General features: G+C 67.2%; 25 protein-coding genes. 14 read left to right on the top strand and 11 right to left on the bottom strand.

Annotated features, from left to right (window positions below; translation table 11 throughout):
* Positions 1–5: 5 nt before the first annotated feature.
* The 3 genes from ACP69V_RS00410 (at position 6) to rplT (ending at position 2,077) form a co-directional block, all read left to right on the top strand.
* Positions 6–1,307, top strand: a complete 1,302-nt coding sequence (locus tag ACP69V_RS00410) for an MFS transporter (protein WP_426022196.1) — start codon at positions 6–8, stop codon at positions 1,305–1,307.
* A 163-nt stretch (positions 1,308–1,470) separates the two neighbouring features.
* Positions 1,471–1,668, top strand: coding sequence for a 50S ribosomal protein L35 (gene rpmI / locus ACP69V_RS00405; protein ID WP_135193772.1), 198 nt, complete (start codon positions 1,471–1,473; stop codon positions 1,666–1,668).
* Positions 1,669–1,723: 55 nt separating this feature from the next.
* Positions 1,724–2,077, top strand: a complete 354-nt coding sequence (gene rplT, locus ACP69V_RS00400; protein WP_135193771.1) for a 50S ribosomal protein L20 — start codon at positions 1,724–1,726, stop codon at positions 2,075–2,077.
* Positions 2,078–2,196: 119 nt separating this feature from the next.
* Here the strand turns inward: rplT and ACP69V_RS00395 are convergent, their stop codons facing one another.
* Complete coding sequence (locus ACP69V_RS00395; protein WP_426022195.1) at positions 2,197–3,831, bottom strand: response regulator; 1,635 nt, start codon at positions 3,829–3,831, stop codon at positions 2,197–2,199.
* A gap of 201 nt (positions 3,832–4,032) precedes the next feature.
* Between ACP69V_RS00395 and pheS the strand changes: the two genes are divergently transcribed.
* Genes pheS through pheT form a run of 4 tightly spaced genes read left to right on the top strand, consistent with a single transcriptional unit; the run spans position 4,033 to position 8,348 of the window.
* A complete protein-coding gene (pheS, locus tag ACP69V_RS00390; RefSeq protein ID WP_426022194.1) occupies positions 4,033–5,109 on the top strand; it encodes a phenylalanine--tRNA ligase subunit alpha in 1,077 nt (358 codons plus the stop codon).
* A gap of 2 nt (positions 5,110–5,111) precedes the next feature.
* Positions 5,112–5,507 carry a hypothetical protein gene (locus tag ACP69V_RS00385; protein WP_426022193.1) on the top strand — a complete coding sequence of 132 codons (396 nt, stop codon included), beginning with the start codon at positions 5,112–5,114 and terminating at the stop codon, positions 5,505–5,507.
* Positions 5,504–5,902 carry a hypothetical protein gene (locus tag ACP69V_RS00380; protein WP_426022192.1) on the top strand — a complete coding sequence of 133 codons (399 nt, stop codon included), beginning with the start codon at positions 5,504–5,506 and terminating at the stop codon, positions 5,900–5,902. The genes ACP69V_RS00385 and ACP69V_RS00380 overlap by 4 nt, the downstream gene beginning before the upstream one ends.
* A 7-nt stretch (positions 5,903–5,909) precedes the next feature.
* Positions 5,910–8,348 carry a phenylalanine--tRNA ligase subunit beta gene (pheT, locus tag ACP69V_RS00375; protein WP_426022191.1) on the top strand — a complete coding sequence of 813 codons (2,439 nt, stop codon included), beginning with the start codon at positions 5,910–5,912 and terminating at the stop codon, positions 8,346–8,348.
* Positions 8,349–8,405: 57 nt separating this feature from the next.
* Here pheT and ACP69V_RS00370 read toward each other — a convergent pair whose 3' ends face one another.
* The 3 genes from ACP69V_RS00370 to ACP69V_RS00360 all read right to left on the bottom strand — a co-directional run bounded on the left by ACP69V_RS00370 (position 8,406) and on the right by ACP69V_RS00360 (position 10,150).
* Positions 8,406–9,257, bottom strand: a complete 852-nt coding sequence (locus tag ACP69V_RS00370; protein ID WP_426022190.1) for a Ku protein — start codon at positions 9,255–9,257, stop codon at positions 8,406–8,408.
* 78 nt (positions 9,258–9,335) lie between these two features.
* On the bottom strand, positions 9,336–9,689 hold the full coding sequence (locus ACP69V_RS00365) for a DUF1428 domain-containing protein (protein ID WP_346494708.1): 354 nt from the start codon (positions 9,687–9,689) through the stop codon (positions 9,336–9,338).
* 26 nt (positions 9,690–9,715) lie between these two features.
* On the bottom strand, positions 9,716–10,150 hold the full coding sequence (locus tag ACP69V_RS00360) for a VOC family protein (RefSeq protein ID WP_426022189.1): 435 nt from the start codon (positions 10,148–10,150) through the stop codon (positions 9,716–9,718).
* A gap of 58 nt (positions 10,151–10,208) precedes the next feature.
* Between ACP69V_RS00360 and ACP69V_RS00355 the strand changes: the two genes are divergently transcribed.
* A complete protein-coding gene (locus ACP69V_RS00355; protein WP_426022188.1) occupies positions 10,209–10,892 on the top strand; it encodes a winged helix-turn-helix transcriptional regulator in 684 nt (227 codons plus the stop codon).
* Between the two features lie 9 nt (positions 10,893–10,901).
* Here ACP69V_RS00355 and ACP69V_RS00350 read toward each other — a convergent pair whose 3' ends face one another.
* Positions 10,902–11,111, bottom strand: coding sequence for a flagellar basal body rod C-terminal domain-containing protein (locus tag ACP69V_RS00350; RefSeq protein WP_426022187.1), 210 nt, complete (start codon positions 11,109–11,111; stop codon positions 10,902–10,904).
* Positions 11,112–11,317: 206 nt separating this feature from the next.
* Here ACP69V_RS00350 and ACP69V_RS00345 point away from each other — a divergent pair, with 206 nt between their 5' ends.
* The 3 genes from ACP69V_RS00345 (at position 11,318) to ACP69V_RS00335 (ending at position 14,697) form a co-directional block, all read left to right on the top strand.
* The gene (locus ACP69V_RS00345) at positions 11,318–13,216 is read left to right on the top strand and encodes a DEAD/DEAH box helicase (RefSeq protein ID WP_426022186.1); all 1,899 of its coding nucleotides are present in this window, start codon (positions 11,318–11,320) and stop codon (positions 13,214–13,216) included.
* A gap of 183 nt (positions 13,217–13,399) precedes the next feature.
* Positions 13,400–13,723 carry an Mpo1-like protein gene (locus ACP69V_RS00340; RefSeq protein ID WP_426022185.1) on the top strand — a complete coding sequence of 108 codons (324 nt, stop codon included), beginning with the start codon at positions 13,400–13,402 and terminating at the stop codon, positions 13,721–13,723.
* Positions 13,724–13,803: 80 nt separating this feature from the next.
* Positions 13,804–14,697 carry a hypothetical protein gene (locus tag ACP69V_RS00335; RefSeq protein WP_426022184.1) on the top strand — a complete coding sequence of 298 codons (894 nt, stop codon included), beginning with the start codon at positions 13,804–13,806 and terminating at the stop codon, positions 14,695–14,697.
* 73 nt (positions 14,698–14,770) lie between these two features.
* On the opposite strand, the gene ACP69V_RS00330 is transcribed toward ACP69V_RS00335, so the two are convergent.
* From ACP69V_RS00330 to ACP69V_RS00315, 4 genes are all read right to left on the bottom strand, one after another.
* Positions 14,771–15,328, bottom strand: a complete 558-nt coding sequence (locus ACP69V_RS00330; protein WP_426022183.1) for a 3D domain-containing protein — start codon at positions 15,326–15,328, stop codon at positions 14,771–14,773.
* A 185-nt stretch (positions 15,329–15,513) separates the two neighbouring features.
* On the bottom strand, positions 15,514–16,176 hold the full coding sequence (locus ACP69V_RS00325) for a hypothetical protein (protein WP_426022182.1): 663 nt from the start codon (positions 16,174–16,176) through the stop codon (positions 15,514–15,516).
* A 55-nt stretch (positions 16,177–16,231) separates the two neighbouring features.
* Complete coding sequence (gene dusA, locus ACP69V_RS00320) at positions 16,232–17,248, bottom strand: tRNA dihydrouridine(20/20a) synthase DusA (protein WP_426022181.1); 1,017 nt, start codon at positions 17,246–17,248, stop codon at positions 16,232–16,234.
* Positions 17,249–17,436: 188 nt separating this feature from the next.
* Entirely contained in the window at positions 17,437–17,634 is a 198-nt protein-coding gene (locus tag ACP69V_RS00315) for a hypothetical protein (protein WP_346494721.1), read from the bottom strand.
* A 134-nt stretch (positions 17,635–17,768) separates the two neighbouring features.
* Here ACP69V_RS00315 and ACP69V_RS00310 point away from each other — a divergent pair, with 134 nt between their 5' ends.
* The 3 genes from ACP69V_RS00310 (at position 17,769) to ACP69V_RS00300 (ending at position 20,320) form a co-directional block, all read left to right on the top strand.
* Complete coding sequence (locus tag ACP69V_RS00310; protein ID WP_426022180.1) at positions 17,769–18,656, top strand: DUF1206 domain-containing protein; 888 nt, start codon at positions 17,769–17,771, stop codon at positions 18,654–18,656.
* Positions 18,657–18,871: 215 nt separating this feature from the next.
* Positions 18,872–19,543 carry a DsbA family oxidoreductase gene (locus ACP69V_RS00305; protein ID WP_426022179.1) on the top strand — a complete coding sequence of 224 codons (672 nt, stop codon included), beginning with the start codon at positions 18,872–18,874 and terminating at the stop codon, positions 19,541–19,543.
* 165 nt (positions 19,544–19,708) lie between these two features.
* Positions 19,709–20,320, top strand: coding sequence for a DUF1134 domain-containing protein (locus ACP69V_RS00300; RefSeq protein WP_426022178.1), 612 nt, complete (start codon positions 19,709–19,711; stop codon positions 20,318–20,320).
* A 144-nt stretch (positions 20,321–20,464) separates the two neighbouring features.
* On the opposite strand, the gene ACP69V_RS00295 is transcribed toward ACP69V_RS00300, so the two are convergent.
* Together ACP69V_RS00295 and ACP69V_RS00290 are read right to left on the bottom strand one after the other, a co-directional pair.
* Positions 20,465–21,358 (bottom strand): SDR family NAD(P)-dependent oxidoreductase, encoded by an 894-nt coding sequence (locus ACP69V_RS00295; RefSeq protein WP_426022177.1) that lies wholly within the window; start codon positions 21,356–21,358, stop codon positions 20,465–20,467.
* Between the two features lie 8 nt (positions 21,359–21,366).
* Positions 21,367–22,599, bottom strand: a complete 1,233-nt coding sequence (locus ACP69V_RS00290) for an NAD-dependent epimerase/dehydratase family protein (RefSeq protein ID WP_426022176.1) — start codon at positions 22,597–22,599, stop codon at positions 21,367–21,369.
* Positions 22,600–22,869 lie beyond the last annotated feature (270 nt).

The following is a 22,869-nucleotide window of genomic DNA, read 5'->3' as shown; positions in this document are numbered from 1 at the left end:
TCGAGATGACCGCATCGCCGACGACACCGCCCAAGCTCAAGACCCCCGCGCTGGCCGTGTTGTTCGCCACGGTTTTCATCAATCTGGTCGGGTTCGGGCTGGTGGTGCCGCTGCTGCCCTTCTTCGCCCAGAGCCTGCAGGCCGAGGCGTGGCAGATTACGCTGATGTTCTCGGCCTATTCGCTGGGTCAGTTCTTCGCCGAGCCGTTCTGGGGGCGGCTGTCGGATCGGATCGGGCGCAAGCCCGTGCTGCTGATCACCCTGATCGCCAATGCGCTGGGTTATCTGATGCTGGCCTTCGTGCCCAATATCTGGCTGGCGATCGCGGTGCGGCTGTTCACCGGTCTGGGGGCGGGCAATATCTCGACGGTCCAGGGCTATGTCGCCGATGTGACGCCGCCGGAACAGCGGGCGGGGCGGATGGGGCTGATCGGGGCCGCGTTCGGCCTGGGCTTCATCGTCGGGCCGGGTCTGGGCGGGCTGCTGACCCAGCCGCAGCTGGGGCGTCTGGGATACCAGCTGCCGATCTTCCTGGCGGCGGCCCTGGCGGCCGTGGCGGCGGTGGGGGTGATCGTCTTCCTGCGCGAGAGCCGGGCCAAGGCCGATCCCGCCACGCCGCGCCCGGCCTTCCTGGCGGGGCTGAAGGATGCGCGCGACAACGATGTGGTGTCGCGGGTGCTGGTGGTGACCCTGATCTATATGGCCGGGTTTTCGGCGATGGAGAGCGTGTTCGGCCTGTGGGCCGAGAGCCGTTACGCTTGGGGCGCGCGCGAAGTGGGGCTCAGCTTCATGATCGTGGGCATCGTCTCGACCCTGAACCAGGGGTTCTTCGCCGGAAAGCTGGCGCGGCGGTTCGGCGAATCGCGCGTGCTGGCGGTCGGCATGCTGCTGTTCGGAAGCTCGCTGGTGCTGCAGGTTCTGGCGCCCGTCGCCTGGTTCCCGGCGACCCGGCTGGAGTTGGGCGCCCTGTCCATTCCCATCGTTCAGGGCTGGGTCATTCCGATGGTCATGGCGCTGGGCGCGTGCGGCATGTCCATGGCCATGCCCAATATCTCGGCCATGATCAGCCGCGCTTCGCCGCCTGACCGGCAGGGGGCCATGCTGGGGCTGAACATGGCCTCCAGTTCGGTGGCGCGCATCTTCGGGCCGATGATCGCGGGCGCGCTGTTTTCCGGCCTGGGGCACGACTGGCCCTTCCTGGCCGGGGCGCTGCTGACCATCCCGGCGGCGATCATGGCGATCAACGCCGGACGGGCGATCCGGCGGGGCAAGGCCGCCGACGAAATGGCCCCCAAGTCCTTGTCCTGACTCACGTCTTGCGTCGGCAGGCGTCTTCGCCTACAAGCCGCGCCTTCGCGTGCCGAACCGCCGGGCGAACAGGCATGCCTGGGCGGTTCTTAAACTCTGGAAGACCACCTCCCCACGGCTCAAGCAGCCCGAAGGGCGGTAGCCCTCCAAAAAGGAGACTGAAATGCCGAAACTGAAGACGAAGTCAGGCGCCAAGAAGCGCTTCAAATTCACGGCCACCGGCAAGGTGAAGTCGGGCGTTGCAGGCAAGCGTCACCGCTTGATCAGCCACAACTCGAAATACATCCGCCAGAACCGCGGCACCAAGGTCATGGCCGACGCCGACGCCAAGAAGATCAAATCCTACATGCCGTACGCCTGATCGGCGCGCGCTGTACGACTGATCTCCATCCCAAAGAATTTGAAGGAATAGCGACATGGCTCGCGTAAAACGTGGCGTAACCTCGCACGCCAAGCACAAGAAGGTTCTGGAGCAGGCCAAGGGCTTCTCCGGCCGCCGCAAGAACACCATCCGTACGGCCAAGGCCGCCGTCGACCGCGCCGGGCAATACGCCTATCGCGACCGTCGCACCAAGAAGCGCAACTTCCGCGCCCTGTGGATCCAGCGCATCAACGCCGCCGCCCGTCTGGAAGGCTTCACCTACAGCCAGTTCATCAACGGCCTGAACAAGGCCGGCATCGAACTGGACCGCAAGGTTCTGGCCTCGATCGCCGCCGACCCGACCGGCTTCAAGGCCGTCGCCGAAAAGGTCCGCGCCGCCCTCGCTTAGGGGTTTCGGCTTAAGGGCCGCGCTCAAGCCGCGAGCGACCGCGTCGCGAGCGTAGCGCACAAGAAATGACGCCCGTTCCGGTTTTCCGGGGCGGGCGTTCTTCGTTTGGGCCGGTGGGTTCAGGCGGCGGCGGCCTCAGTCAAGCGGTCAGCCTCGGCCTCGGCCTCGGCTTCGGCGCCGGCCAGAACCAGGCGGATGGCGTTCAACAGGGCGTCGGGCTGGATCGGCTTTTGCGCCACGCCGTTCATGCCGGCGGCGATATAGTCCAGTTCGTCGCGCTCGTCGGCGTTGGCGGTCAGGGCCAGGATGGGCAGGCGCGAGGCCGGGCCGGGCAGGGCGCGGATGGCGCGGGTCGCGGCGACCCCGTCCATGACCGGCATCTTGATGTCCATCAGCACCAGGTCGAAGCGCCGGTTCTGAACGGCCTCCAGCGCCTCGCGGCCGTTCTCGGCCATCTCCGCAGTGCAGTCGAACATCTCCAACAGCTTGCCGGCGACGAAACGGTTGGTGGGGTTGTCGTCGACGACCAGCACATGAAGCGTCTCGTGCGGCGTCGGCTCGGCCATAGGCGGGGTTGCGTCCGCCTCGTCCGACGCGCAGGCGCTCAGGGGCAGGACGACTTGGAACCGCGCCCCGCCAAGCGGCGATACGCTGAGGCCGATGGTTCCGTCCATACGCTCGGCGATCTGGCGGCAGATGGCCAGGCCCAGGCCGGCCCCGGCGCCCTCGCGCCCGGCCTTGCCGATGTTGAAGGGGTCGAAAATGGTCGCCGCCGCCGCCTCGGGCACGCCGGGACCGCTGTCGTCCACCGTCAGTTCGATCCTGAGCCCGTCTCGGGTCATCCGACTGGCCAGGGTGGCGACCACCCCGCCGGACTGGGTGAATTTCAGGGCGTTGCCGACCAGGTTGTTCAGCAGTTGTTTGATCCGCATGCCGTCCGCCCGGACCCAGGGGCTGGATTCGAAGTCGGTGCGGACGGTCAGGGCCAACGCCTTTTCTTCCGCGCGCGCCCGCCACAGGGCGTCGATGTCGAAGGCGACGGCCGACAGGTTCAGCGGCTCTTCCTCCAGGGTCAGCATGCCGGCCGAGGCGCGCGACATGTCCAGCGCGTCGGTCAGCAGCCGCAGCAGGCTCTGGCCCGAATCGATGACGGTGCGGACGTAGGGGCGCAGTTCTTCCTGTTCCAGCTTCTTGTCCATCAGGGCGGCGACGCCCAGCACCCCGTTAAGGGGCGTGCGGATCTCGTGGCTCATCACCGCCAGGAACTCTGACTTGGCCCGACTGGAGGCCACGGCCTCCGCCTCGGCCAGGGCCAGGTCGCGCGCCAGGGCGCTCATCTCCTCGGCGCGCTGGCGGTGAAGCGCCGCCCCGGCCTGAACGACCTGAAGCGCCGTGCCGACGCCGACGTAGCGGCCGTCGGCCACCACGACGAAGCCGCTCAAAAGTGCGCCCAGTTCCGCCGCCCCATAGGCCTGGAAGAAGGCCTCCGCGCTGGTCGCTGCGTCGGCCACGGGGGCGTTGCGGTCCATCAAGCTTTCGGCGGGTTTTCTGGCATAGAGGGCGCGCCCGAACTCCGCCGCCATCCGCAGGGTAAAGGCGTTGCGCTCGATGATGCCGACCGGGCGGCCGTCGTCGTCCACCACGGCCAGGGCCAGGGTGTTGGGCTCGGTCTGGAACCGCTCGAACACATCCGCGCCTGGCGTGGACGGCGCCACCGGCGCGATCAAATCAACGAAGTCACCGATACGCGGCATCAAGGCCCCCACCCGTTCGGAGGCCTGCTTAGCGGCTGATATTTAACGCCAGCTTTGCCGTTCATGAACCTTTCGCGGCGGGTTTCGGACAGTTGTTCCGACGGCGGACGGAAACGCCTGGTCCGGCGCAAGCCGTCAGACGGTCGCTGCATCGCCTTGAAGGGTGACGAACGCGCCCGAGGACGCTAAGGCACGGGGCAAATGACCGATCTCGCCACACTCGAACTCGACCTGATCAACGCCATCGGCGGGGCCGACAGCGTCGCCGTCCTGGAAGAGGTGCGCGTCGCCGCCCTGGGCAAGTCCGGCTCCGTCTCCGGCCTGCTGAAGGGGATGGGGGCCATGAGCCCCGACGAACGCCGCGAACAGGGGCCGATGATCAACGGCCTGCGCGACCGCGTCGCCTCCGCCATTGCCGCGCGCAAGGCCGAACTGGAGGCCGCCGAACTGGACGCCCGGCTTCAGGCCGAGCGGGTCGACCTGACCCTGCCGGCCCGGCCGCGTCGCAAGGGCGGCGTCCACCCGACCATGCAGGTGATGGACGAGATGATCGCCCTGTTCGCCGAGATGGGTTTCGCGGTCGCCGAAGGCCCCGACATCGAGGACGACTTCCACAACTTCACCGCCCTGAACTTCCCGCCCAAACACCCGGCGCGGGAGATGCACGACACCTTCTTCCTGAAGCCGGATCCCGAGACGGGCGAGCGCAAGGTGCTGAGGACCCACACCAGCCCGGTGCAGGTCCGCACCATGATGTCGCAAAAGCCGCCGATCCGCATCATCGCCCCGGGCCGCACCTTCCGTAAGGATTCGGACGCCACCCACACGCCGATGTTTCACCAGATCGAAGGCCTGGTGATCGACCGGGACATCCATATGGGCCATCTGAAGACCACGCTTCAGACCTTCATCGCCCGCTTCTTCGAGCTGGACGAGGTGCAGGCGCGGTTCCGTCCGCACCATTTCCCCTTCACCGAACCCTCGGCCGAGATGGACATCCGGTGCGACCGGTCGGGTGGAAAACTGGTGTTCAACACCGGCGACGACTGGCTGGAAATCCTCGGCTGCGGGATGGTGCATCCCAATGTGCTGAGGAACTGCGGCATCGACCCGGACGAATACCAGGGCTTCGCCTTCGGCATGGGTGTGGATCGTCTGGCCATGCTGAAATACGGCGTGCCCGACCTGCGCCCCATGTTCGACGCCGACACCCGTTGGCTGTCGCACTACGGCTTCTCGGCCTTCGCCGCCCCCAATCCGGCCTCGGGCCTGAGCTGACCATGACTGACGCGCAAGACACCATCGCCTTCAAACGGATCGGCGAAGGCCCGATCTACGACAAGGCGAACATCTGGCTGCCGCAGTTGATCGCGGAGACTATGGCGGCCGGTCAAAGCCTGATCGAGAACAGGACCTTCACGGACTGTCGCATCGAGGGACCGGCCGTTCTGCTGGCGGCCGGCGGTTGCGAGTTCGACGCCTGCGACATGGGCTATTCCGGCGGCGACATTCGCAATCTGCTGCTGGCGCCCGTTGGGCCTGAGAAGGTCATCGGGGCGATCGGCTTTCGGAACTGCGCCTTCCGCCGCTGCAAATTCTTCGCGGTCGGCTTCACCGGCGCGCCGGAATTCCTGAAGAATTTCGAGGCCGTTCTGAGCCAGGGGCGATCGGCATGAAATCCATCCTGCCCATCGCTCGCCCCTTGGTCGACGCGCCGGATCTGAACGCCGCGACGTTCGAGAACGTCGACATCATCCTGTACGAACTGTACTCGGCCGCCTCCGCAAAGGGCGTTCCGCTGGTCGAGGGACGCACCTTCACCGGCTGCCGGTTCCAGGGGCCGGCGGTGATCCTGGTGTCGAACGGCGTCACCTTCACCGACACCAATTTCGGCGACAGCCGCGGCGGGATTCAGAACCTGCTGCTCAGCCCCGTCGGCGACAAGGCCATCGGTACGATCCCGATGCGCGACTGCCATTTCATCGGCTGCGAATTCTACGGGGTCGGTTTCACCGGCACACCCGAATTCATCGCCCAGGTCGGCGCCCTGACCGACAAGCCCAAGGCCTGAGACCCTCATGAAGTTCACCCTGTCCTGGCTGAAGGATCACCTCGAAACCGAGGCGGACGTGCATCGGATCGCCGAGGCCATGACCATGGCCGGGCTGGAGGTCGAGGAGGTCATCGACCCGGCCGCCAAGCTTGCGCCCTTCACCGTGGCCAAGATCCTGTCGGCGGAACGTCACCCCAACGCCGACCGGCTGCAGGTCTGCCAGGTCGAGACCGTCGACGGGCTGAAGGAGATCGTCTGCGGCGCACCGAACGCCCGGGCGGGCCTGACCACCATCTACGCCCCCATCGGCGCCTATGTGCCCGGCCTGGGCGTGACCCTGGTCGAGAAGCCGGTGCGCGGCGTGGTGTCGAACGGCATGCTGTGCTCGGCCTCGGAGCTTGAGCTGTCGGACGAGAGCGACGGCATTCAGGAGCTGCCGCCGGAAATCCCTGTTGGGACGCCGGTCGCCGGCCTGTTCGGCGCGGAACCCGTCATCGATTTCGAGGTCACGCCGAACCGGCCCGACTGGCTGGGCGTCGCCGGCATCGCGCGGGATCTGGCCGCCGCCAGCGTCGGCAAGCTGAAGCATTTCGACATCGCCGTGGTGCGCGGGGCCTTCCCGTCGCCGATCACCGTGCGGCTGGACGCGCCCGAAATGTGCCCGGTCTTCGCCGGCCGGGTGATCCGGGGCGTGAAGAACGGCCCGTCGCCGGCCTGGCTGCAGAAACGCCTGACCGCCATCGGCCTGCGTTCGATCAACCGGCTGGTTGATGTGACCAATCTGATCGCCTATGACCGCGCCCGCCCGCTGCACGTCTATGACGTGGCCAAGCTGGTCGGGACCGAGATCGTCGTGCGCGCGGGCCAGGTCTCGGCCGAGACGGCTCACATCGAAGGCGGCGAGCACGAGCATCTGATCGCCCTGGACGGCAAGACCTATACGGCCGCCGCCACCGACTGCGTCATCGCCGACGCCGGAGGCGAGCGCCCCATCGGCCTGGGCGGCGTCATGGGCGGGGAGAGCACCGGCTGTGACGAGACAACCACCGACGTCTTCGTCGAAAGCGCCTGGTTCGATCCGCTGGTCATCGCCCAGACAGGCCGTGCGCTCGGCATCCATTCCGACGCCCAGTATCGATTCGCGCGCGGCGTCGATCCGGTCTCGGTCACGCCGGGGCTGGAGCTGGCCACCCGCCTGATCCTGGACCTGTGCGGCGGCGAGCCGTCCGAGATCGTCTTCGTCGGCGAACCCCCGGCCAGCCCCGCGCCCTTCGCCTTCGACCCCGCCTATGTGAAGCGGCTCAGCGGCATGGACCTGGCCGACGACCGGATCGGGACCATCCTGGGCCAGCTCGGCTTCAAGGTCACCGCCGGCCCCGCCGATCAGGCCGAGCCCTGGACCGTGACCCCGCCGCCGTGGCGGCGCGACGTCGAGGGCCGGGCCGATCTGGTGGAAGAGGTGGCGCGGATCGAGGGCTTCGACAGCCTGCCCGACACCCCCCTGCCCGAGGTCGCCCGCCCCGCCGGCGGCGTGCTGAGCCCCAGCCAGGCCCGCGTCCGAACGGCGCGCCGGGCGCTTGCGGCCCTGGGATACGCCGAGGCCGTCACCTGGTCCTTCACCAAACAGTCGACCGCCGTCCTGTTCGGCGGCGGCGATGATCGTCTGGTGCTGGAGAACCCCATCGCGGCCGATCTGGACTGCATGCGGCCCTCGGCCCTGCCGAACCTGATCCAGGCGGCGGCGAGGAACGCCGCCCGCGGCTTCGATGACGCGGCCCTGTTCGAGATCGGCCCCATCTATCTGGGCGATGGTCCAGGCGATCAGCGCACGGTCATCGCCGCCCTGGTCGCCCCGCATGCCGCCCGGCACTGGGCTGGAAGCGGCGAGGACGCCCTGTTCGCGCTGAAGGCCGATCTGACCACCCTGCTGGAGGAGATCGGCGCGCCGGTCGCCTCCCTGCAACTAATGCAAGGCCAGAACCGCGACTGGTGGCACCCTGGCCGTTCGGCCCGGCTGCAACTGGGCCCCAAGAACGTGATGGTCGAGTTCGGCGAACTGCACCCGCGCGTGCTTAAAAGCCTGGACGCCGACGGTCCGATCCTGGCCTTCGAGGTCGTGCTCGACAATGTCCCCGAACCGCGTGGCAAATCCGGCAAGGCGCGCGGTTCCGCCGACCTGTCGTCCCTGATGCCCCTGACCCGCGACTTCGCCTTCGTGGTCGAGGACGCCAAGCCGGTCGGCGACCTGGTCCGGGCCGCAGCCGGCGCCGGCAAGGCCCTGATCGCCGAGGTCCGCGTCTTCGACGTCTATCGCGGCAAAGGCGTGGACGAGGGCTTCAAGTCCGTCGCCCTGGAAGTCGTCATCCAACCCCGCGAGGCGACCCTGACCGAGGCCGAGATCGAGGCCCTGACCGCCAAGGTCGTGGCGGCGGTGGAGAAGCAGGGCGGCAAGCTGCGGGCATGATCCTGCGCCCTCTCCCCTTGCGGGCGAGGGCGCATTTTCAGCAAGGCGAGAAGGCGCCTAGGCGGCGGTCTTCTTCTTCGGCGCAGCCTTCTTCGCCGGCGACTTCTTGGCGGCCGGTTTCTTCGCCCCCGTCGCCGAACCCTTCAGGCTGTTGCGCAGCGCTGCCATCAGGTCGATGACATTGGTGTCGTCCGGTTCGGCGACATCGACCACGCCCTTGCCGCCCTTGGACTTGGTCTTGATCATGGCGCGCAGGGCGTCGTCGTAGCCGTCCTTGAAGTCGGACGGATCGAAGTCCGCCTCCTTCTGGCCGATGATGCGGGCGGCGATCTCGACCATGTCGGGGTCGGCCTTCACCGTCGGGATATCGTCGAAATAGTCGTCGGCATCGCGCACCTCGTCGTGGGCGCGCAATGTGTAGGCGATCAGGCCCTTGCCCCGGACCTCCAGGGCCAGCTGACGCTCCTTGCCGCGCAGGACCAGGCAGCCCAGGGCGACCTTGCCCTGTTTGGCCATGGCGTCGCGGATGACGGCGAAGGCCTCGACGCCCGCGCCCTTTTCGGGGACCACGAAGAAGGGATCGTCCCAGTAGAGGCGGTCGATCTCGGTCTCGTCGACGAACTTGTCGATGGAGATGGTCTTGGTGCTTTCCAGCTTCACCTTGTCGAAGTCGGCGTCGTCGAACAGGACGTATTCGTCCTTGGACACCTCATAGCCGCGCACCAGATCGCTGCGCTCGACCGGGCCGGTGTCTGGGTCGGTCGGCACCATGCGGATGCGGTTGTTGGTGTCGGGATTGATCAGGTGAAACCGCACGTCGTTCGTGCTGGTCGTCGCCGTGTAGAGGGCCACCGGACAGGTGACCAGCGACAGCTTCAGATGTCCTTGCCAGGTGGGGCGAGCGGCCATGTCGTTTCTCCTCGATCCATGACAATGCGTCGGAAGGATTTGAGTTCGGACACGGCCGCCCGGGCGGCAGGAGTTGGGTCAGGCCTTGCCGTCGAACACGACGTCGAAACCGCCCCACATCATGCGCTTGCCGTCGAAGGGCATGTCCATGTTCGCAAAGTCGGGGTCGTCCTGCATCTTGCCGAAACAGGCGTCGGCGGTGGCGCGGTCGGGCCAGGTCACCCAGGAAAAGACGACGACCTCGCCGTCCTCCAGTTTCACCGCCATGGGAAAGCTGGTCAGCTTGCCGTCGGGCACGTCCTCGCCCCAGGTCTCGACCTGGGACAGGGCTCCGTATTTCTGGAACAGGGGCCAGGAGGCCTCGGCGGACTTGACGTAGCGCGCCTTGTCCTCGGATTTCACGGGGGTCAGGAAGCCGGTCACATAGGTCATCGGTCGTCTCCTTTGGGTGAGGGTGTTCAGAGGTCGGCGGCGAAAGCTTCGGGGCCGGCGGTGGCGGCGGCGGGGTCCATCCACATGACTTCCCAGATATGGCCGTCGGGGTCGGCGTAGCTGCGGCCGTACATGAAGCCGTAGTCCTGGGTCGCATTGGGGTCGATCACACCGCCGGCGCCGCCGGCTTGGGCGACGACCGTATCGACCGCCTCGCGGCTGTCGCGTGACAGGCACAGCAGGACCTGGGCCGAGGCGTGGGCGTCGGGGATCTGGCGGTCGGTGAAGGTGCGCCATTTGTCATGGGTCAGCAGCATGACGTGGATCACGTCGGACAGCACCATGCAGGCGGCCGTGTCGTCGCTGAACATCGGGTTCTTGGTCGCGCCGACAGCTTCATAGAAGGCGACCGAACGGTCGAGGTCGGTGACGGGCAGGTTGATGAAAATCAGCTGGGGCATGGCGTTTCCTCTCCTTGTTGTTTGCGAAACCTGCCCTCGATGATTATGATAGTCAACTATGAAGTTAGAAAAAGTAACCGAAAAGGCCGGACGCAAATATCACGACGCCTGCGGGGCCGCCCACGGGCTGGATCTGATCGGAGAGCGTTGGGCTTTGCTGGTGGTGCGCGAGCTGATGATGGGGCCGCGCAGGTTCGGTGATCTGAGAAAGGATCTGTGCGGCATATCGGCCAATGTGCTGACCCAGCGGCTGGAGGGGCTGGAGGCGTCGGGCATCCTGCGTCGCCGCAAGCTGCCGCCGCCCGCCTCGGTCCAGGTCTATGAGCTGACCGACTGGGGCTATGAGATCAAACAGGTCTTCATCGTGCTGGGGGGCTGGGCTGCGCGGTCGCCGTCGCACGATCCGACCCTGCCGATCAGCGCGGTGTCGATCATGATGTCGTTCGAGACGATGTTCGACCCGGCCCTCGCCGGCGATGCGACGATGAGCCTGGGCTTCATCTTCGGTGACGAGCCGTTCGTCGTTCGCATCAAAGGCGGGGTCATCACCACGCGCCGCGACGCGACGGAAGGCGCCGATGTCGTGCTGACGACCCAGCCGCCGCTGGTCGCCGCTTGCGTCTATGGCAAGGTTCCGCCGGCTGCGTTCGAGGCGGATGGGATGATGACCCTGACCGGCGACAGGGCCGTGTTCGACCGGTTCGTGGACTTCTTCAACCTGCCGGAGAAGGCGGCCGCCTGACAACGAGTATCAGGCCAGGATGTCCAGCAATGTCCCGGTCATGTCGTCGGCCGTGCGGGCGACGGCGGCGTTGGCGCTGAAGGCGGTCTTGGCCTGGATGCGTTCGACGGTTTCCTCGGCAAGGTTATCCAGCGGCGCGGTCGCGGTGCGGCGCGCGCTGTTATCGAACCGGTTCTGGGCGCTGGTCATTCCGGCGGCGGCGATCGACAGGGCTTGCATGGCTAGAGTCCAGACGAGGTGCGTTCGGTCTCCAGACTGCGTCTTTCAGGTCAACACCGCCTGAAGGAACAGGGTGAACGGCGTTTTCCGCCCCGCTTGCGCCCTTATTCGTGTATAGAGCGCCATCATTCGCCCGGCCTGAGGTCTGACCTCGGCCGGGCGCGGTCGTTTCGGCGACCGCCCTTGTCCGTTTGCCCAGGTTCCCTATGCCCTTTCCCGCCGTCCATCCCGCGCTCGACCGCGCCCTGATCAAAAAGGGCTATGCCGAACCCACCCCGGTTCAGGCCGCGGTTCTTGAAGCCGAATACGCCGGCCGCGACCTGCTGGTCTCGGCCCAGACGGGGTCGGGCAAGACCGTCGCCTTCGGCCTGGCCGCTGCGCCGACCCTGCTGGGCGACGAACCGATCTTCGGCCCCGGCGGCGCGCCCCTGTGCCTGGCCATTGCGCCGACGCGTGAACTGGCCATTCAGGTCGCGGCCGAGCTGACGTGGCTGTACGCCGACTCCGGCGCCAAGATCGCCACCTGCGTCGGCGGCATGGATGCCCGCCGTGAAGCCCGCGCCCTGAGCTTCGGCGTCCACATCGTCGTCGGCACGCCAGGCCGCCTGAAAGACCACATCGACCGGGGCAACCTGGACCTGTCCGAGCTGAAGGTCGCCGTGCTGGACGAGGCCGACGAGATGCTGGACATGGGCTTCCGCGAGGACCTGGAGCACATCTTGGACCAGGCGCCGGCCGAACGCCGCACCCTGCTGTTCTCGGCCACCATCGCGCGCGAGATCGCGACCCTGGCCAAGCGCTACCAGAAGGACGCGGTCCGCATCGACGCGACCGACAAGTCGCGCCAGCACGCCGACATCGAATACCGCGCCTATCGCATCGCCCCCAACGAGATCGAACACGCGGTGGTCAACACCCTGCGCTGGTTCGAGATGCCGCGCGCCATGGTCTTCTGCTCGACGCGGGACAGCGTGCGTCACCTCCAGGCCTCGCTGCTGGAACGCGGCTTCTCGACCGTGTCCCTGTCGGGCGAGATGGGCCAGCGCGAACGCACCGACGCGCTTCAGGCGCTGCGTGACGGCCGCGCCCGCGTCTGCGTCGCCACCGACGTGGCCGCACGCGGTCTGGACCTGCCCGACCTGGGTCTGGTCATCCACGCCGAACTGCCGATGAACCGCGCCGGCCTGCTGCACCGTTCGGGCCGGACGGGCCGGGCGGGCAAGAAGGGCGTCTCCGTGATGCTGGTGCCGCATTCGCGTCGCCGCAAGGCCGAGCGCCTGATGGACGACGCCGGCATCGACGCCGTCTGGTCCGGCGCGCCGACCTTCGACGAAATCCGCAAGGCCGACGAAGGCCGCCTGCTGTCGCCCGAGTTCTTCGAGGCCGAAGTCACCGACGAGGACATGATCGTCGCCAAGCGGATGATCGCCGAGCGCACGCCCGACGAGATCGCCGCCGCCCTGGTGCGCCTGCTGCGCAAGGAGCAGCCGGCGCCGGAAGAACTGTCCGATCCGGGCTCGGATCGCAGCCCCCTCAAGCGCGAGCGCACCGTGCGCAACGAAGACGGCACGGCCGCCCAGCCCTGGCCCGGCGACCGCCTGGGCTCGGACGACGTGGTCTGGTTCCGCCTGGACGTGGGCCGCAACAAGAACGCCGACCCCAAATGGCTGATCCCGCTGATCTGCCGCATCGGCGGCATCACCAAGCCCCAGATCGGCGCCATCCGCACCTTCCCCGACGAGACCCGGTTCGAGGTCGCCAAGACCCACGAGAAGGCTTTCCGCGAAGCCGTCGCCGCGTCCAAGGACGAGGTGAAGATCACCCCGTCGGAAGCCCCGACGCCGGGTTCGATGAAGGCCGGCCGCTTCTCGGGCAAGCCGAACCGCGACGAGGGTGATCGTCCCTTCAAGAAGACCCCTTACAAGCGCGCCGACGGCGGCGCGGGCGATGCCCGTCCCGCCTTCAAGAAGCCCTGGACGCCCAAGGCGGACGGGGGCGGCAACCCGCGCTCGAACGCCGCGGCCGACAAGCCGTTCGCCAAGAAGGCCTTCCAAGGCAAGCCGAACTTCAAGAAGGACGGCTTCAAGGGCAAGCCGAAGGGCTGAGGCGTTACACGTCCAAAGATTAGTCCGTCATCTTCGCCCTTGTGGCGAGGATCCAGACTCCCGGTGTCTGCCATTTTGCGCCACTTTCAATACCGGGAGTCTGGATCCTAGGCACAAGGCCTAGGATGACGACAGTGTGGGGCTGCTCTTGCCACCCATGCCGTGCTGGCGCACCCTTCGCCCATGAGCACACCGTCGGCGCCCCAAGAACGATACGCCTCGTTCGAGGCCTTCTATCCCTATTACATCCACGAGCATTCGAACCGGACGTGCCGACGCATCCACGTCGTCGGCACCGGACTGGTGATCCTGGCGTTCGGGGTCTTCGTGGCGACGCAGAACCCCTGGTGGCTGCTGGCCATGCCGTTGATCGGATACGGGTTCGCCTGGGTGGGGCATTTCTTCTTCGAGAAGAACCGGCCCGCGACGTTCAAATATCCGCTGTGGAGCCTGATGGGCGACTTCCGCCTGTTCTTCGAGACGGTGTCGGGCAAGCGCCGCTTCTGATCCGTCTTTCAAGCTGCGCGGTTATTTGAAACCGACTAGTCTGCCCCTGCGGCGGTTCGCCGCTGCTGGAGGGAGCGCTCATGAAATCCATCGCCATCGTCGCCGCCGCCTCGGTCCTGTTCGCGCCGGGCGTCAGCCTGGCGCAGAAGGGCGAAGCTAGGCCCGACTTCAACCTGGATCCCAACTACGGCACGGTGAACCTCTCGGTCGGGTTCGAGCCCGATCCCCACACCAAGGCCATACGCGCAGGCGGCTCGATTCCGGCCTCTCGCGCCAAGTCCGGCTGCGAGGGCAATGTCAGCGCCGCGCCCGATTATCAGGTTACTTATGAGGCAGGCGCGCTGGACCTGACGTTCAAGGCCGTGGCGTCGGAGGATACGACGCTGCTGGTCAACACGCCGGGCGGCGACTGGTATTGCGACGACGACAGCGGCGGAGATCTGGATCCCGAGGTCACGATCGACGGCCCCCAAAGCGGCCGTTACGATATCTGGGTCGGAACCTATGGCGACAGCATGGTCGATTCGACCCTGTCGGTCACAGAGCGCGTCGGCATGGATGGCGACGATTCGAGTGGCGGTCCGGACATCAGTCTGGAGCCCAACTACGGCACGGCCAATCTGCGCGGCGGCTTTACGCCCGACCCGTGGATCAAGTCGATCCTGGCCGGCGGCTCGTCGCCCGCCTCGGCCGCCAAGTCGGGCTGCGAAGGCTCGGTCAGCGCGGCGCCGGACATCCAGATCTTCTTCGAGCCCAGCGATGCGGACCTGACGTTCCGCGTGCGGGCGGAGGAGGACACCACCCTGCTGATCAATACGCCGAACGGGCGCTTCTATTGCGACGACGACAGCGGCGGCGACCTGGATCCCAAGGTCACGATCACCAATCCGCAGAGCGGCCGCTACGACATCTGGGTCGGCACCTATAACGGCTCTATGGTGCAATCGACGCTGGAAGTGTCCGAGATGGACTGATCCTGGTCAGCACCAGACACGAAAACGCCGGCTGACCTTCGCGGTCAGCCGGCGTTTTCAATTCGGCATCGGATCAGTTGGAAGCGTTTTCCCAGGCGGGCGGGCAGCCGTCGAAGCGGCCGGCGTCGGCGATGGTCAGGGTGCGCATGTTCAGGCGCTGGGCTGGTCGCATGGAACCGCGACCGTGGCCGGTGTAGAGGTCGATCTTCTGACCCTTGATCGCGCCGCCGGTGTCGGACGCATACCAGTAGCCGTCATGGATGGTGCCGTCGGCCAGACGCAGGCCCACGGTCTCGCGGATGAACAGCTTGGTGCGGCGCGGGATCACGCGGGGATCGACCGCGACGGTGCGCATGGCGATCGGACGGCAACCGAGCGAATCGTTGCCCGTCGCGCCGCCGCCGCCTGCGTGATAGAGGCGCGCCGAGGCGCGCCAGTCGGGATCGGAGGCCATCAGCTCGGCCTGTTCGGCGTTCAGAGCGATCTCGATTTCGGCGGAACCGACGGTGGCGGCAGGGGTTTCAACCCTGACTTCATCCGCCGCTACGACATCATTGTAGGGGACAGGCCCGCTCGTCACAGACGACACGGCAGCCCAAAGCATGGCGATAGCAGCGGAAGCGCCGATCATGAGTTTCGCTCAGGAGACACCGGCTCCCAACGCCGCCGGCGCGGGTTTTGTCGCGTCGGGATGTGTCCTAAAAGTGGCGGCCTCCAAATGGCCTTGAGGACAAAACCCTTTCGGTCTCGCTAGCGTGTTGGATAAGAAGCGCTTTTTAAGCGGGCTGGGCCGCTATGCGTCGTGGCGACGGGAAGTCAGAAACGGTAACTGACGCCCAATTGGATCACCGGCAGAACCTTATAGTCGTCGGCGTCCTCCTGGAGATCTTCCGCTTCCAGGTCCACCAGCGCCTGAAAAAGCGCGTTGTCGGACAGGGTTCCGCCCACCGATGACAGCGAGACGGTCGGCGCGTCGCCGAACACCGCGCCGGCGACCGCGCGCACGCCCCAGCGGTTCGCACGCGTGAAGGTGTTGTCGTATCCCAGGCCCAGGAAAGGCGCGGTGCTTTCCAGATCGATGCGACCCGTCAGCCGTCCGACCTCCTCTGCGGTGAACTCGGTCCCGCCAATCCGGATGCTCTCGCCCTCGTCCGCTGCGAGATCGACGCCGCGATCCCCGAAATAGGCGCCGCCCGAAACGAAGAAGGCGTTGCCGAAGGGGTGGATGTCGACGAAGGCGCCGGGCGACTGGAAATCGACATCGGCGCTATAGTCCACGTCGCTGTAGGTGTCGTCGCGTTCCCACTGCAGCACGTCGTACGAGCCGCGCAGCACGAGATGGCGGTTGACGGCGAACTGGGCCTGGACGCCCGCGCCCGGCGTGCCGATCTGAGCGCCCAGGGCGAAGCGGCTGTCGGTCTGCGCAAGCACGCCGGCCGGGACGCCCGCGAGCACCAGCGCAAGAAGCAGACTTTTCATGACGGACTCCGGCCAGGGTATTTCACAGCAATACCCCGCCGGTGTTTCAGATCCGTTACGCCGCCTCGTCGCGACGCGCCTCGGCCTCGCGCACCGCTTCGACGGCGCGGTCCAGCACTTCCAGCCCGGCGCCGGGCTGGATCGCCTCGACCGTCAGGATGCGGCGGAAGGCGCGCGCGCCGGGGCGACCGTGCATCAGGCCCAGCATGTGCCGCGCCATGGCGGGCAGGGCGACGCCCTCGGCCAACCGCGCGGCCATATAGGGCCGATAGCGAGCCAGGGCCTCAAAGGCGTCGGTGTCGGCGACGGCCTCGCCATACAGGCGACGATCCGCCTGACCCAGGATGGCCGGCTCATGATAGGCGGCCCGCCCCAGCATGACCCCATCCAGCTTGACCCCGTCGGCGTCGTCCAGATGCGCCTCGGCCTCGTCCATCGAGGCGATGCCGCCGTTGATCGAGATGTTCAGATGCGGACGCTCGCGCTTCAGCCGGCGCACCAGGGCGTAATCCAGCGGCGGCACGTCGCGGTTCTCCTTGGGCGACAGACCTTTCAGCCAGGCCTTGCGCGCATGGACGATGAAGACCTCGACGCCTGCGGCGGCGCAGGCGTCCACCGTGGCGAACAGGCTGACCGCCGGAACCTGATCATCCACCCCGATGCGGCATTTGACGGTGGCGGGCACGCTCACCGCCTCGCGGATCGCCGCCATACAGTCCGCCACCAGCTCCGGCTCGCGCATCAGACAGGCCCCGAACCGGCCCGACTGGACCCTGTCCGACGGGCAGCCGACGTTCAGATTTATCTCGTCATAGCCGAATGCCTGACCGATCTTCGCCGCCTCAGCCAACTGCGCCGGATCCGACCCGCCCAGCTGCAGCGCCACCGGATGCTCCAGCGCATCGAAGCCCAACAGCCGCTCGCGATCGCCATGCAGCACCGCCGGCGCCGTCACCATCTCCGTATAGAGCAAGGCCCGCGTCGTCAGCGCACGGTGAAACGCCCGGCAATGCCGATCGGTCCAGTCCATCATCGGGGCGATGGAGAGCGTGCGGGCTTTTTCTATCGGCATCGATGCGGCTTTTCGACTTCTCAATGCACGCCGGGCGCACACGACAATGGCGACATATTCGAGATTGGCCCTGAAGCTCGCGCGTTCAGGGTGGGCGGAAGGGCCGCTATATAGGCGAAACCGTCCCAAAACGCGATGACAGGCGGCGCGGGAGCCGCAGATCCTTCAGGAATGCCGGCGCTCTGCGGCTATGATCCGCCAGACCGGGTATCGATACGCGCAACGAGGCGGTCGCCGTCGTGGACCTCGACCCCGTGACACGAGGCGTGCAGAGCCAGCTGGCGCCGGGCGGCGGCGATGGCGGCGGCGTCGTCTTCCCCGTCGAAGAAGTCGAGCAGGGGGCGGCGGTCGGCCCCGTCGAAGAAATGAAACTCGTAGATGCGCAAGATCGGCTCCTGAAGCCGGAACCGTAGCGGTATGGCCTACGCCGTGTCTGTCGGAAGCCGACACAGCGGAGCCGTTGCGGGAGCCTTGAACGGCGAAGAGCGTTCTGAGGCATCTCTTCCCGCCCGGAGCCGTCATGACCGCCGCCAAGACCCTTCGCCACGTCGCCGCCGATCTGGGCCGGGCCGTGCGCCTGCCGCCGCTGGCGACGCTGGTCGAGTGGGCCGCGCGGGTCGGATACGGCGCCCGGGGCTTCGTTTATCTGTCGGCCGGGGCGCTGACCCTGCTGGCAGCGACCGACAGGATCGGAGAGGCGGTGGGGACCAGCGGGGCGGCGGGGTGGTTGGCGGCCCAGCCGTTCGGCAAGGTCTGGCTGGTGCTGCTGGGGCTGGGCCTGTGGGCCTTCGTCGGCTGGCGAGTGCTACAGGCGGTGTTCGACGCGGACCATGAGGGGACCGACCTGAAGGGCTGGGCGACACGGGCCGGGCAGGCGGCCAGCGGCCTGTTCTACGGCGTGCTGGCCTCGGGGGTGTTCGAATATCTGGACGAGTTCGGCGAGGCGACCAGCGCGTCCTCCGCCCAGGCCGAGAGCGTCGCCGAGAACCAGGAGAAGGCCGCCGTTCTGCTGGGCCTGCCGTTCGGAGAGGCGCTGCTGATCGCGGCGGGGCTGGTGGTGCTGGGCGTCGGCGTCGGCAATATCGTGCGGGCGTTCCGTGACGACTTCGACGACGCCCTGGCCTGTCCCAAGGCCTTCTGCGGGACGGCGACGGCCCTGGCGCGGGCGGGGTATGGGGCGCGGGGCTTTGCTTATCTGCCGCTGGGGGTGTTCGTAGTTCTGGCGGGGCTGCATGCGCGCTCGGGCGAGGTGACGACGACGGCGGCGGCGCTGGACGCGTTGGAGGCCCAGCCGGGCGGGTCGTGGATCCTGGGGCTGACGGCGGCGGGGCTGATGGCCTTCGGGGCCTTCGCCTTCGTGGAGGCGCGCTGGCGCCGGATCCGGCCGCCGAGGGATCTGATGGGCTAGCTGTCTCCTCCCTGCGGAGCGGGGAGGTGGCGCGGCGCATCTTCGCGCCGTGACGGAGGGGTTCTGCACCGCATCGCCGACGTGTGTGGGACTTCAATAGCCCCTCCACCACTGCGTGGTTCCCCTCCCCACAAAGTGGGGAGGAGACGGTCTGGCTTTCGGGAACCTGCTTCCCATATTCTCGCAACACTCGCTGTTCCAGAAGGCCCTTCGCCATGACCCAAGCCGTTGCGACAAAGACCCTGAAGATCGACTTCGTTTCCGACGTGGTCTGCCCCTGGTGCGTGGTGGGCCTGGGCGGGCTGGAGACGGCGCTGGCGAAGCTGGAGGCCGAGGGGATCGCCGCCGACATCGCCTTTCAGCCGTTCGAGCTGAACCCCCAGATCGCGCCCGAGGGCGAAAACATCGTCGAGCACATCGGCCGCAAATACGGCGCCAGCCCCGAGCAGTCCGCCGCCAACCGCGCCATGATCCGCGAGCGGGCCGGCGAGGTCGGCTTCGACATGCGGATGACCGACGACAGCCGCATCTGGAACACCTTCGACGCCCACCGCCTGCTGCACTGGGCGCATGAGACGGCGCCGGACAAGCAGAAGGCCCTGAAACAGGCGCTGTTCACCGCCCACTTCACCGAGAACCGCAACCTGACCGACGCCGGGGTGCTGACATCCGCCGCCGAGGCCGCCGGGCTGGACCGGGCCGAGGCGGGCGAAGTGCTGGCCTCGGGCCGTTACGCACAGGCCGTGCGGGCGTCCGAGGATCTGTGGCGCTCACGCGGGATCACCTCGGTCCCCGCCGTGGTGGTGGAGGGCAAATACCTGATCAGCGGCGGCCAGCCGGCTCAGGTGTTCGAAGAGGCGCTTAGGAAGATGGCGTCGGAGGTCTAGGCGCACAGGCCGGCCTTTTCTCTTTGCCGGAGAAGGGGGGCGACAGCGCCTGCCGTAAGCCCCCGTTAACCTTGAAGCCGCAAGGCTGCCGCAAAGGTCGGGGACGGTGAGGCCAAGACCGGCGCGCCAGCCGGCCGTCCTCTCGCCGCCCTCGGAGCGTCCCCCATGCATCGTCGCCAAATGATCCTTTCCGGCCTGGCCACAGCCGCCGGCGCGTCGGCCGTCGGCGCCTGCGCCACGGCGCCGGCGCGCGATCCCAACTATCCGATCCGCTCGGATCAGAACGCCCAGGCCTACAGCTTCGACGAACTGGTCTCGGCGGGTTCGCGCGAACTGGGCATCGCGGCCGAGGTCGTGGGCGGCGCCATCGAGCGCGTCTTCGCCGACCAGGGCGACCGTCCCACCGCCTATATCGCGGGCGAAGAAGGCTCCGGCGCCGTGGTCGTCGGCGCGCGTTATGGACGCGGCGCCCTGCACATGAAGGACCTGTCGGCCTCGCAGGAGGTGTTCTGGCAGGGCGCGTCCGTGGGTTGGGACTGGGGCGGCAACGCCAGTCGGGTCTTCACCCTGGTCTATGGCCTGTATCACCCGGACATGATCTATCGCCGCTATCCGGGCGTCGAGGGTTCGGCCTATCTGGTCGCCGGCATGGGCGTGAACTATCAGCAGGCGGACGGTATCGTCCTGGCGCCGATCCGCACCGGCGTCGGCCTGCGCCTGGGGGCCAATATCGGCACCATGAGCTACAGCCGTCAGCGGAATCTGCTGCCGTTCTAACACACACTCTCTCACGTCATCCTGGGGCTTGTCCCCAGGATCCAGACTCTCGGTATTCCCGCAGCGAACGCCGCCGTCAGACACCGGGAGTCTGGATCCTCGCCACAAGGGCGAGGATGACGAAAAATTGGTGGTGGAAAGCCTCTAGCTGACCAACCGCAACGGCGGCGGCGCATCCAGCAGCGTCGCCAGCCCTTCGCGCCAGGTCGGATAGGCGGGGCGCCAGTCCAGCTCGGCCTTGGCCAGGGCGTTCGAGACCCGTTTGGAATCCAGGTAGAAGCGCCGCATCGCCTCGCTGACGCTGTCATCGGTCCAGTCGACTTCCGGGGGGCGGGGCAGGTGCATCCGGTCGGCGGCCCACTCCATCACGACATCGGCCGGCGACGGCTCGTCGTCGGTCAGATTGTAGGCCGCCCCCGGATGCGGCCGGGCCATCGAGGCGAACAGGCCCGAGACGATGTCGTCCACATGGATGCGGTTGAAGACCTGGCCCGGCTTGCGCACCAGTTTCGCCGTGCCGTCCCGCAGCCGCTCGACCACGCTGCGCCCCGGCCCATAGAAGCCGGGCAGGCGGAAGATCTGCACCGTCAGCCCCATCCCCTGCGCACCGTCCAGCCAGTCGCGCTCGGCTCGGACCCGGCGCGCGCCCTCCAGATTGGCGGCGTTCAACGGCCCGTCCTCGAACACCCACCCCCCGGCCCGGTCGCCATAGACGGAGGTGGAGGAGACATAGCCGATCCAGTCGGGCCAAGCGTCGCCGGCCAGCGGTCCCAGCGCGCGCAGGCCGGGGCAGCCGTGGGCGTCCGGCGCGGCGGTGATCAGGACGGCGGTCGCCGCCTCCAGCGCCGTCCTCAGCGCGGTCGTATCGGTCGGGTCGATGGCCGCGATCCCGTCGGCCGCCAAGGCGCGACGCCGGTCGGGATCGCGCGAGGTGGCGGTCGCCCGGCCGCCGCGCCGGATCGCCTCCAGCGCCGTCGCCCGCCCCAGGTAGCCGCCGCCGAAGACCAGCAGGTTGAGGGAAGGGGAGGCGTCGGACATCGTCTTACTCAGGCCGTCAGAACTTTGGAAACCGGCGCGGCGGATGGCGGCCGCGCCTCATTTTCCAGCGCCTCCGCCCGGCGTTGGTTCCAGGCAGACACGCAGGGCACCCGCGTCAGGTCGGCCCGGTCGGCGTAATGGCGGGCGATCTCGGTCACCTCGTCCATCAGACCCTGGGCCAGGGTGATGGGCTTCAGCCCCAGGTCGCGGAACTGGTCGTTGGCGACGACTAGGTCGTTCTCGTCGGCCTCCTGGCGGGGGTTGGCGACGTTGTGGATTTCGGCGCCGGTCTTGTCGGCGATCATGGCCGCCAGGTCGCGCACGCGCCGGCTCTCGGTCATCTGGTTGAGGATCTTGACCCGCTCGCCGCGCTTGGGCGGGTTCTTCAGGGCCAGCTCGACGCAGCGCACCGTGTCCTGGATATGGATGAAGGCCCGCGTCTGGCCGCCCGATCCGTGGACCGTCAACGGATAGCCCACCGCCGCCTGCATCAGGAACCGGTTCAGCACCGTGCCGTAATCGCCGTCATAGTCGAAGCGGTTGATCAGCCGTTCGTCCTGCTTGGTCTCGACCGTCTGCGTCCCCCAGACGATGCCCTGGTGCAGGTCGGTGATCCGCAAGGCGTCGTTCCTGGCATAGAACTGGAACAGCAGGGCGTCCTGCGTCTTGGTCATGTGATAGATGCTGCCCGGATTGGGCGGGAACAGGATTTCCTGTTCCGCGGGTCCGTTGTCGGTCTGGACCGTGACCTTCAGATAGCCCTCGGGGATACGCAGGCCCGCGGTGCCGTAGCCATAGACCCCCATGGTCCCCAGGTGGGCCAGGTGTACGTCCAGCCCGCTCTCGACGATGGCGGCCAGCAGATGGTTGGTGGCGTTGATATTGTTGTCGACAGTGTACAGCTTGTGTCGCGCCGACTTCATCGAATAGGGGGCCGCGCGCTGTTCGGCGAAATGCACCACGCTGTCGGGGGCTTGCTCGCGGATCAGGGCGACCAGACGGTCGAACTCCTTGCCGACCGTCATGTTGACGAAACCGATGTCGCGGCCGGACACCTCTTTCCAGGCCTTGATCCGCTCGCCCATGGTGCGAATCGGCGTCAGGGACTGGACCTCCAGCTCGTTGTCGATGTTGCGACGGCTCAGGTTGTCGACGATGGTCACGTCCCACCCTGCGGCCGACAGATGCAGGGCCGTTGGCCAGCCGCAGAAACCGTCGCCGCCCAGAACCAGAACTCGCATGGGATAGCCTCGTCGTCGTCTCAAAGGTCATGCCTAGCCCAGCAGGCGGGCATCGGCAAAGCGGGGCAGTTAACGAGTGCATGCGACGCTTTGACGAATACCTCTTGGAAAGGCGCGTCGCACAGGTTAAGTCTCCGTCGTCTCCCACTCAAACGCAGCTTTACGGGCCTCTATCCGGCTGTTCGCGCTTGAGCCGATCATGACGGTCGGTCCCGAAAGGACCGGCGCACCATGCGGGCGACAAGGCCTTCCGACAGTTCGACAATCGGG

It is taken from the genome of Brevundimonas sp. PWP3-1b1 (genome assembly GCF_049896065.1).
Taxonomy (GTDB): domain Bacteria; phylum Pseudomonadota; class Alphaproteobacteria; order Caulobacterales; family Caulobacteraceae; genus Brevundimonas; species Brevundimonas intermedia_B.
The sequence above is the reverse complement of the archived record's forward strand: the minus strand, read 5'-3'. Positions and strand labels throughout refer to the sequence as shown.

Bases quoted from the DNA above. Each gene is read 5' to 3' on its own strand.
- ACP69V_RS00410 (WP_426022196.1), top strand. From the start codon at position 6: ATGACCGCATCGCCGACGACACCGCCCAAGCTCAAGACCCCCGCGCTG.
- rpmI (WP_135193772.1), top strand. From the start codon at position 1,471: ATGCCGAAACTGAAGACGAAGTCAGGCGCCAAGAAGCGCTTCAAATTC.
- rplT (WP_135193771.1), top strand. From the start codon at position 1,724: ATGGCTCGCGTAAAACGTGGCGTAACCTCGCACGCCAAGCACAAGAAG.
- ACP69V_RS00395 (WP_426022195.1), bottom strand. From the start codon at position 3,831: ATGCCGCGTATCGGTGACTTCGTTGATTTGATCGCGCCGGTGGCGCCG.
- pheS (WP_426022194.1), top strand. From the start codon at position 4,033: ATGACCGATCTCGCCACACTCGAACTCGACCTGATCAACGCCATCGGC.
- ACP69V_RS00385 (WP_426022193.1), top strand. From the start codon at position 5,112: ATGACTGACGCGCAAGACACCATCGCCTTCAAACGGATCGGCGAAGGC.
- ACP69V_RS00380 (WP_426022192.1), top strand. From the start codon at position 5,504: ATGAAATCCATCCTGCCCATCGCTCGCCCCTTGGTCGACGCGCCGGAT.
- pheT (WP_426022191.1), top strand. From the start codon at position 5,910: ATGAAGTTCACCCTGTCCTGGCTGAAGGATCACCTCGAAACCGAGGCG.
- ACP69V_RS00370 (WP_426022190.1), bottom strand. From the start codon at position 9,257: ATGGCCGCTCGCCCCACCTGGCAAGGACATCTGAAGCTGTCGCTGGTC.
- ACP69V_RS00365 (WP_346494708.1), bottom strand. From the start codon at position 9,689: ATGACCTATGTGACCGGCTTCCTGACCCCCGTGAAATCCGAGGACAAG.
- ACP69V_RS00360 (WP_426022189.1), bottom strand. From the start codon at position 10,150: ATGCCCCAGCTGATTTTCATCAACCTGCCCGTCACCGACCTCGACCGT.
- ACP69V_RS00355 (WP_426022188.1), top strand. From the start codon at position 10,209: ATGAAGTTAGAAAAAGTAACCGAAAAGGCCGGACGCAAATATCACGAC.
- ACP69V_RS00350 (WP_426022187.1), bottom strand. From the start codon at position 11,111: ATGCAAGCCCTGTCGATCGCCGCCGCCGGAATGACCAGCGCCCAGAAC.
- ACP69V_RS00345 (WP_426022186.1), top strand. From the start codon at position 11,318: ATGCCCTTTCCCGCCGTCCATCCCGCGCTCGACCGCGCCCTGATCAAA.
- ACP69V_RS00340 (WP_426022185.1), top strand. From the start codon at position 13,400: ATGAGCACACCGTCGGCGCCCCAAGAACGATACGCCTCGTTCGAGGCC.
- ACP69V_RS00335 (WP_426022184.1), top strand. From the start codon at position 13,804: ATGAAATCCATCGCCATCGTCGCCGCCGCCTCGGTCCTGTTCGCGCCG.
- ACP69V_RS00330 (WP_426022183.1), bottom strand. From the start codon at position 15,328: ATGATCGGCGCTTCCGCTGCTATCGCCATGCTTTGGGCTGCCGTGTCG.
- ACP69V_RS00325 (WP_426022182.1), bottom strand. From the start codon at position 16,176: ATGAAAAGTCTGCTTCTTGCGCTGGTGCTCGCGGGCGTCCCGGCCGGC.
- dusA (WP_426022181.1), bottom strand. From the start codon at position 17,248: ATGCCGATAGAAAAAGCCCGCACGCTCTCCATCGCCCCGATGATGGAC.
- ACP69V_RS00310 (WP_426022180.1), top strand. From the start codon at position 17,769: ATGACCGCCGCCAAGACCCTTCGCCACGTCGCCGCCGATCTGGGCCGG.
- ACP69V_RS00305 (WP_426022179.1), top strand. From the start codon at position 18,872: ATGACCCAAGCCGTTGCGACAAAGACCCTGAAGATCGACTTCGTTTCC.
- ACP69V_RS00300 (WP_426022178.1), top strand. From the start codon at position 19,709: ATGCATCGTCGCCAAATGATCCTTTCCGGCCTGGCCACAGCCGCCGGC.
- ACP69V_RS00295 (WP_426022177.1), bottom strand. From the start codon at position 21,358: ATGTCCGACGCCTCCCCTTCCCTCAACCTGCTGGTCTTCGGCGGCGGC.
- ACP69V_RS00290 (WP_426022176.1), bottom strand. From the start codon at position 22,599: ATGCGAGTTCTGGTTCTGGGCGGCGACGGTTTCTGCGGCTGGCCAACG.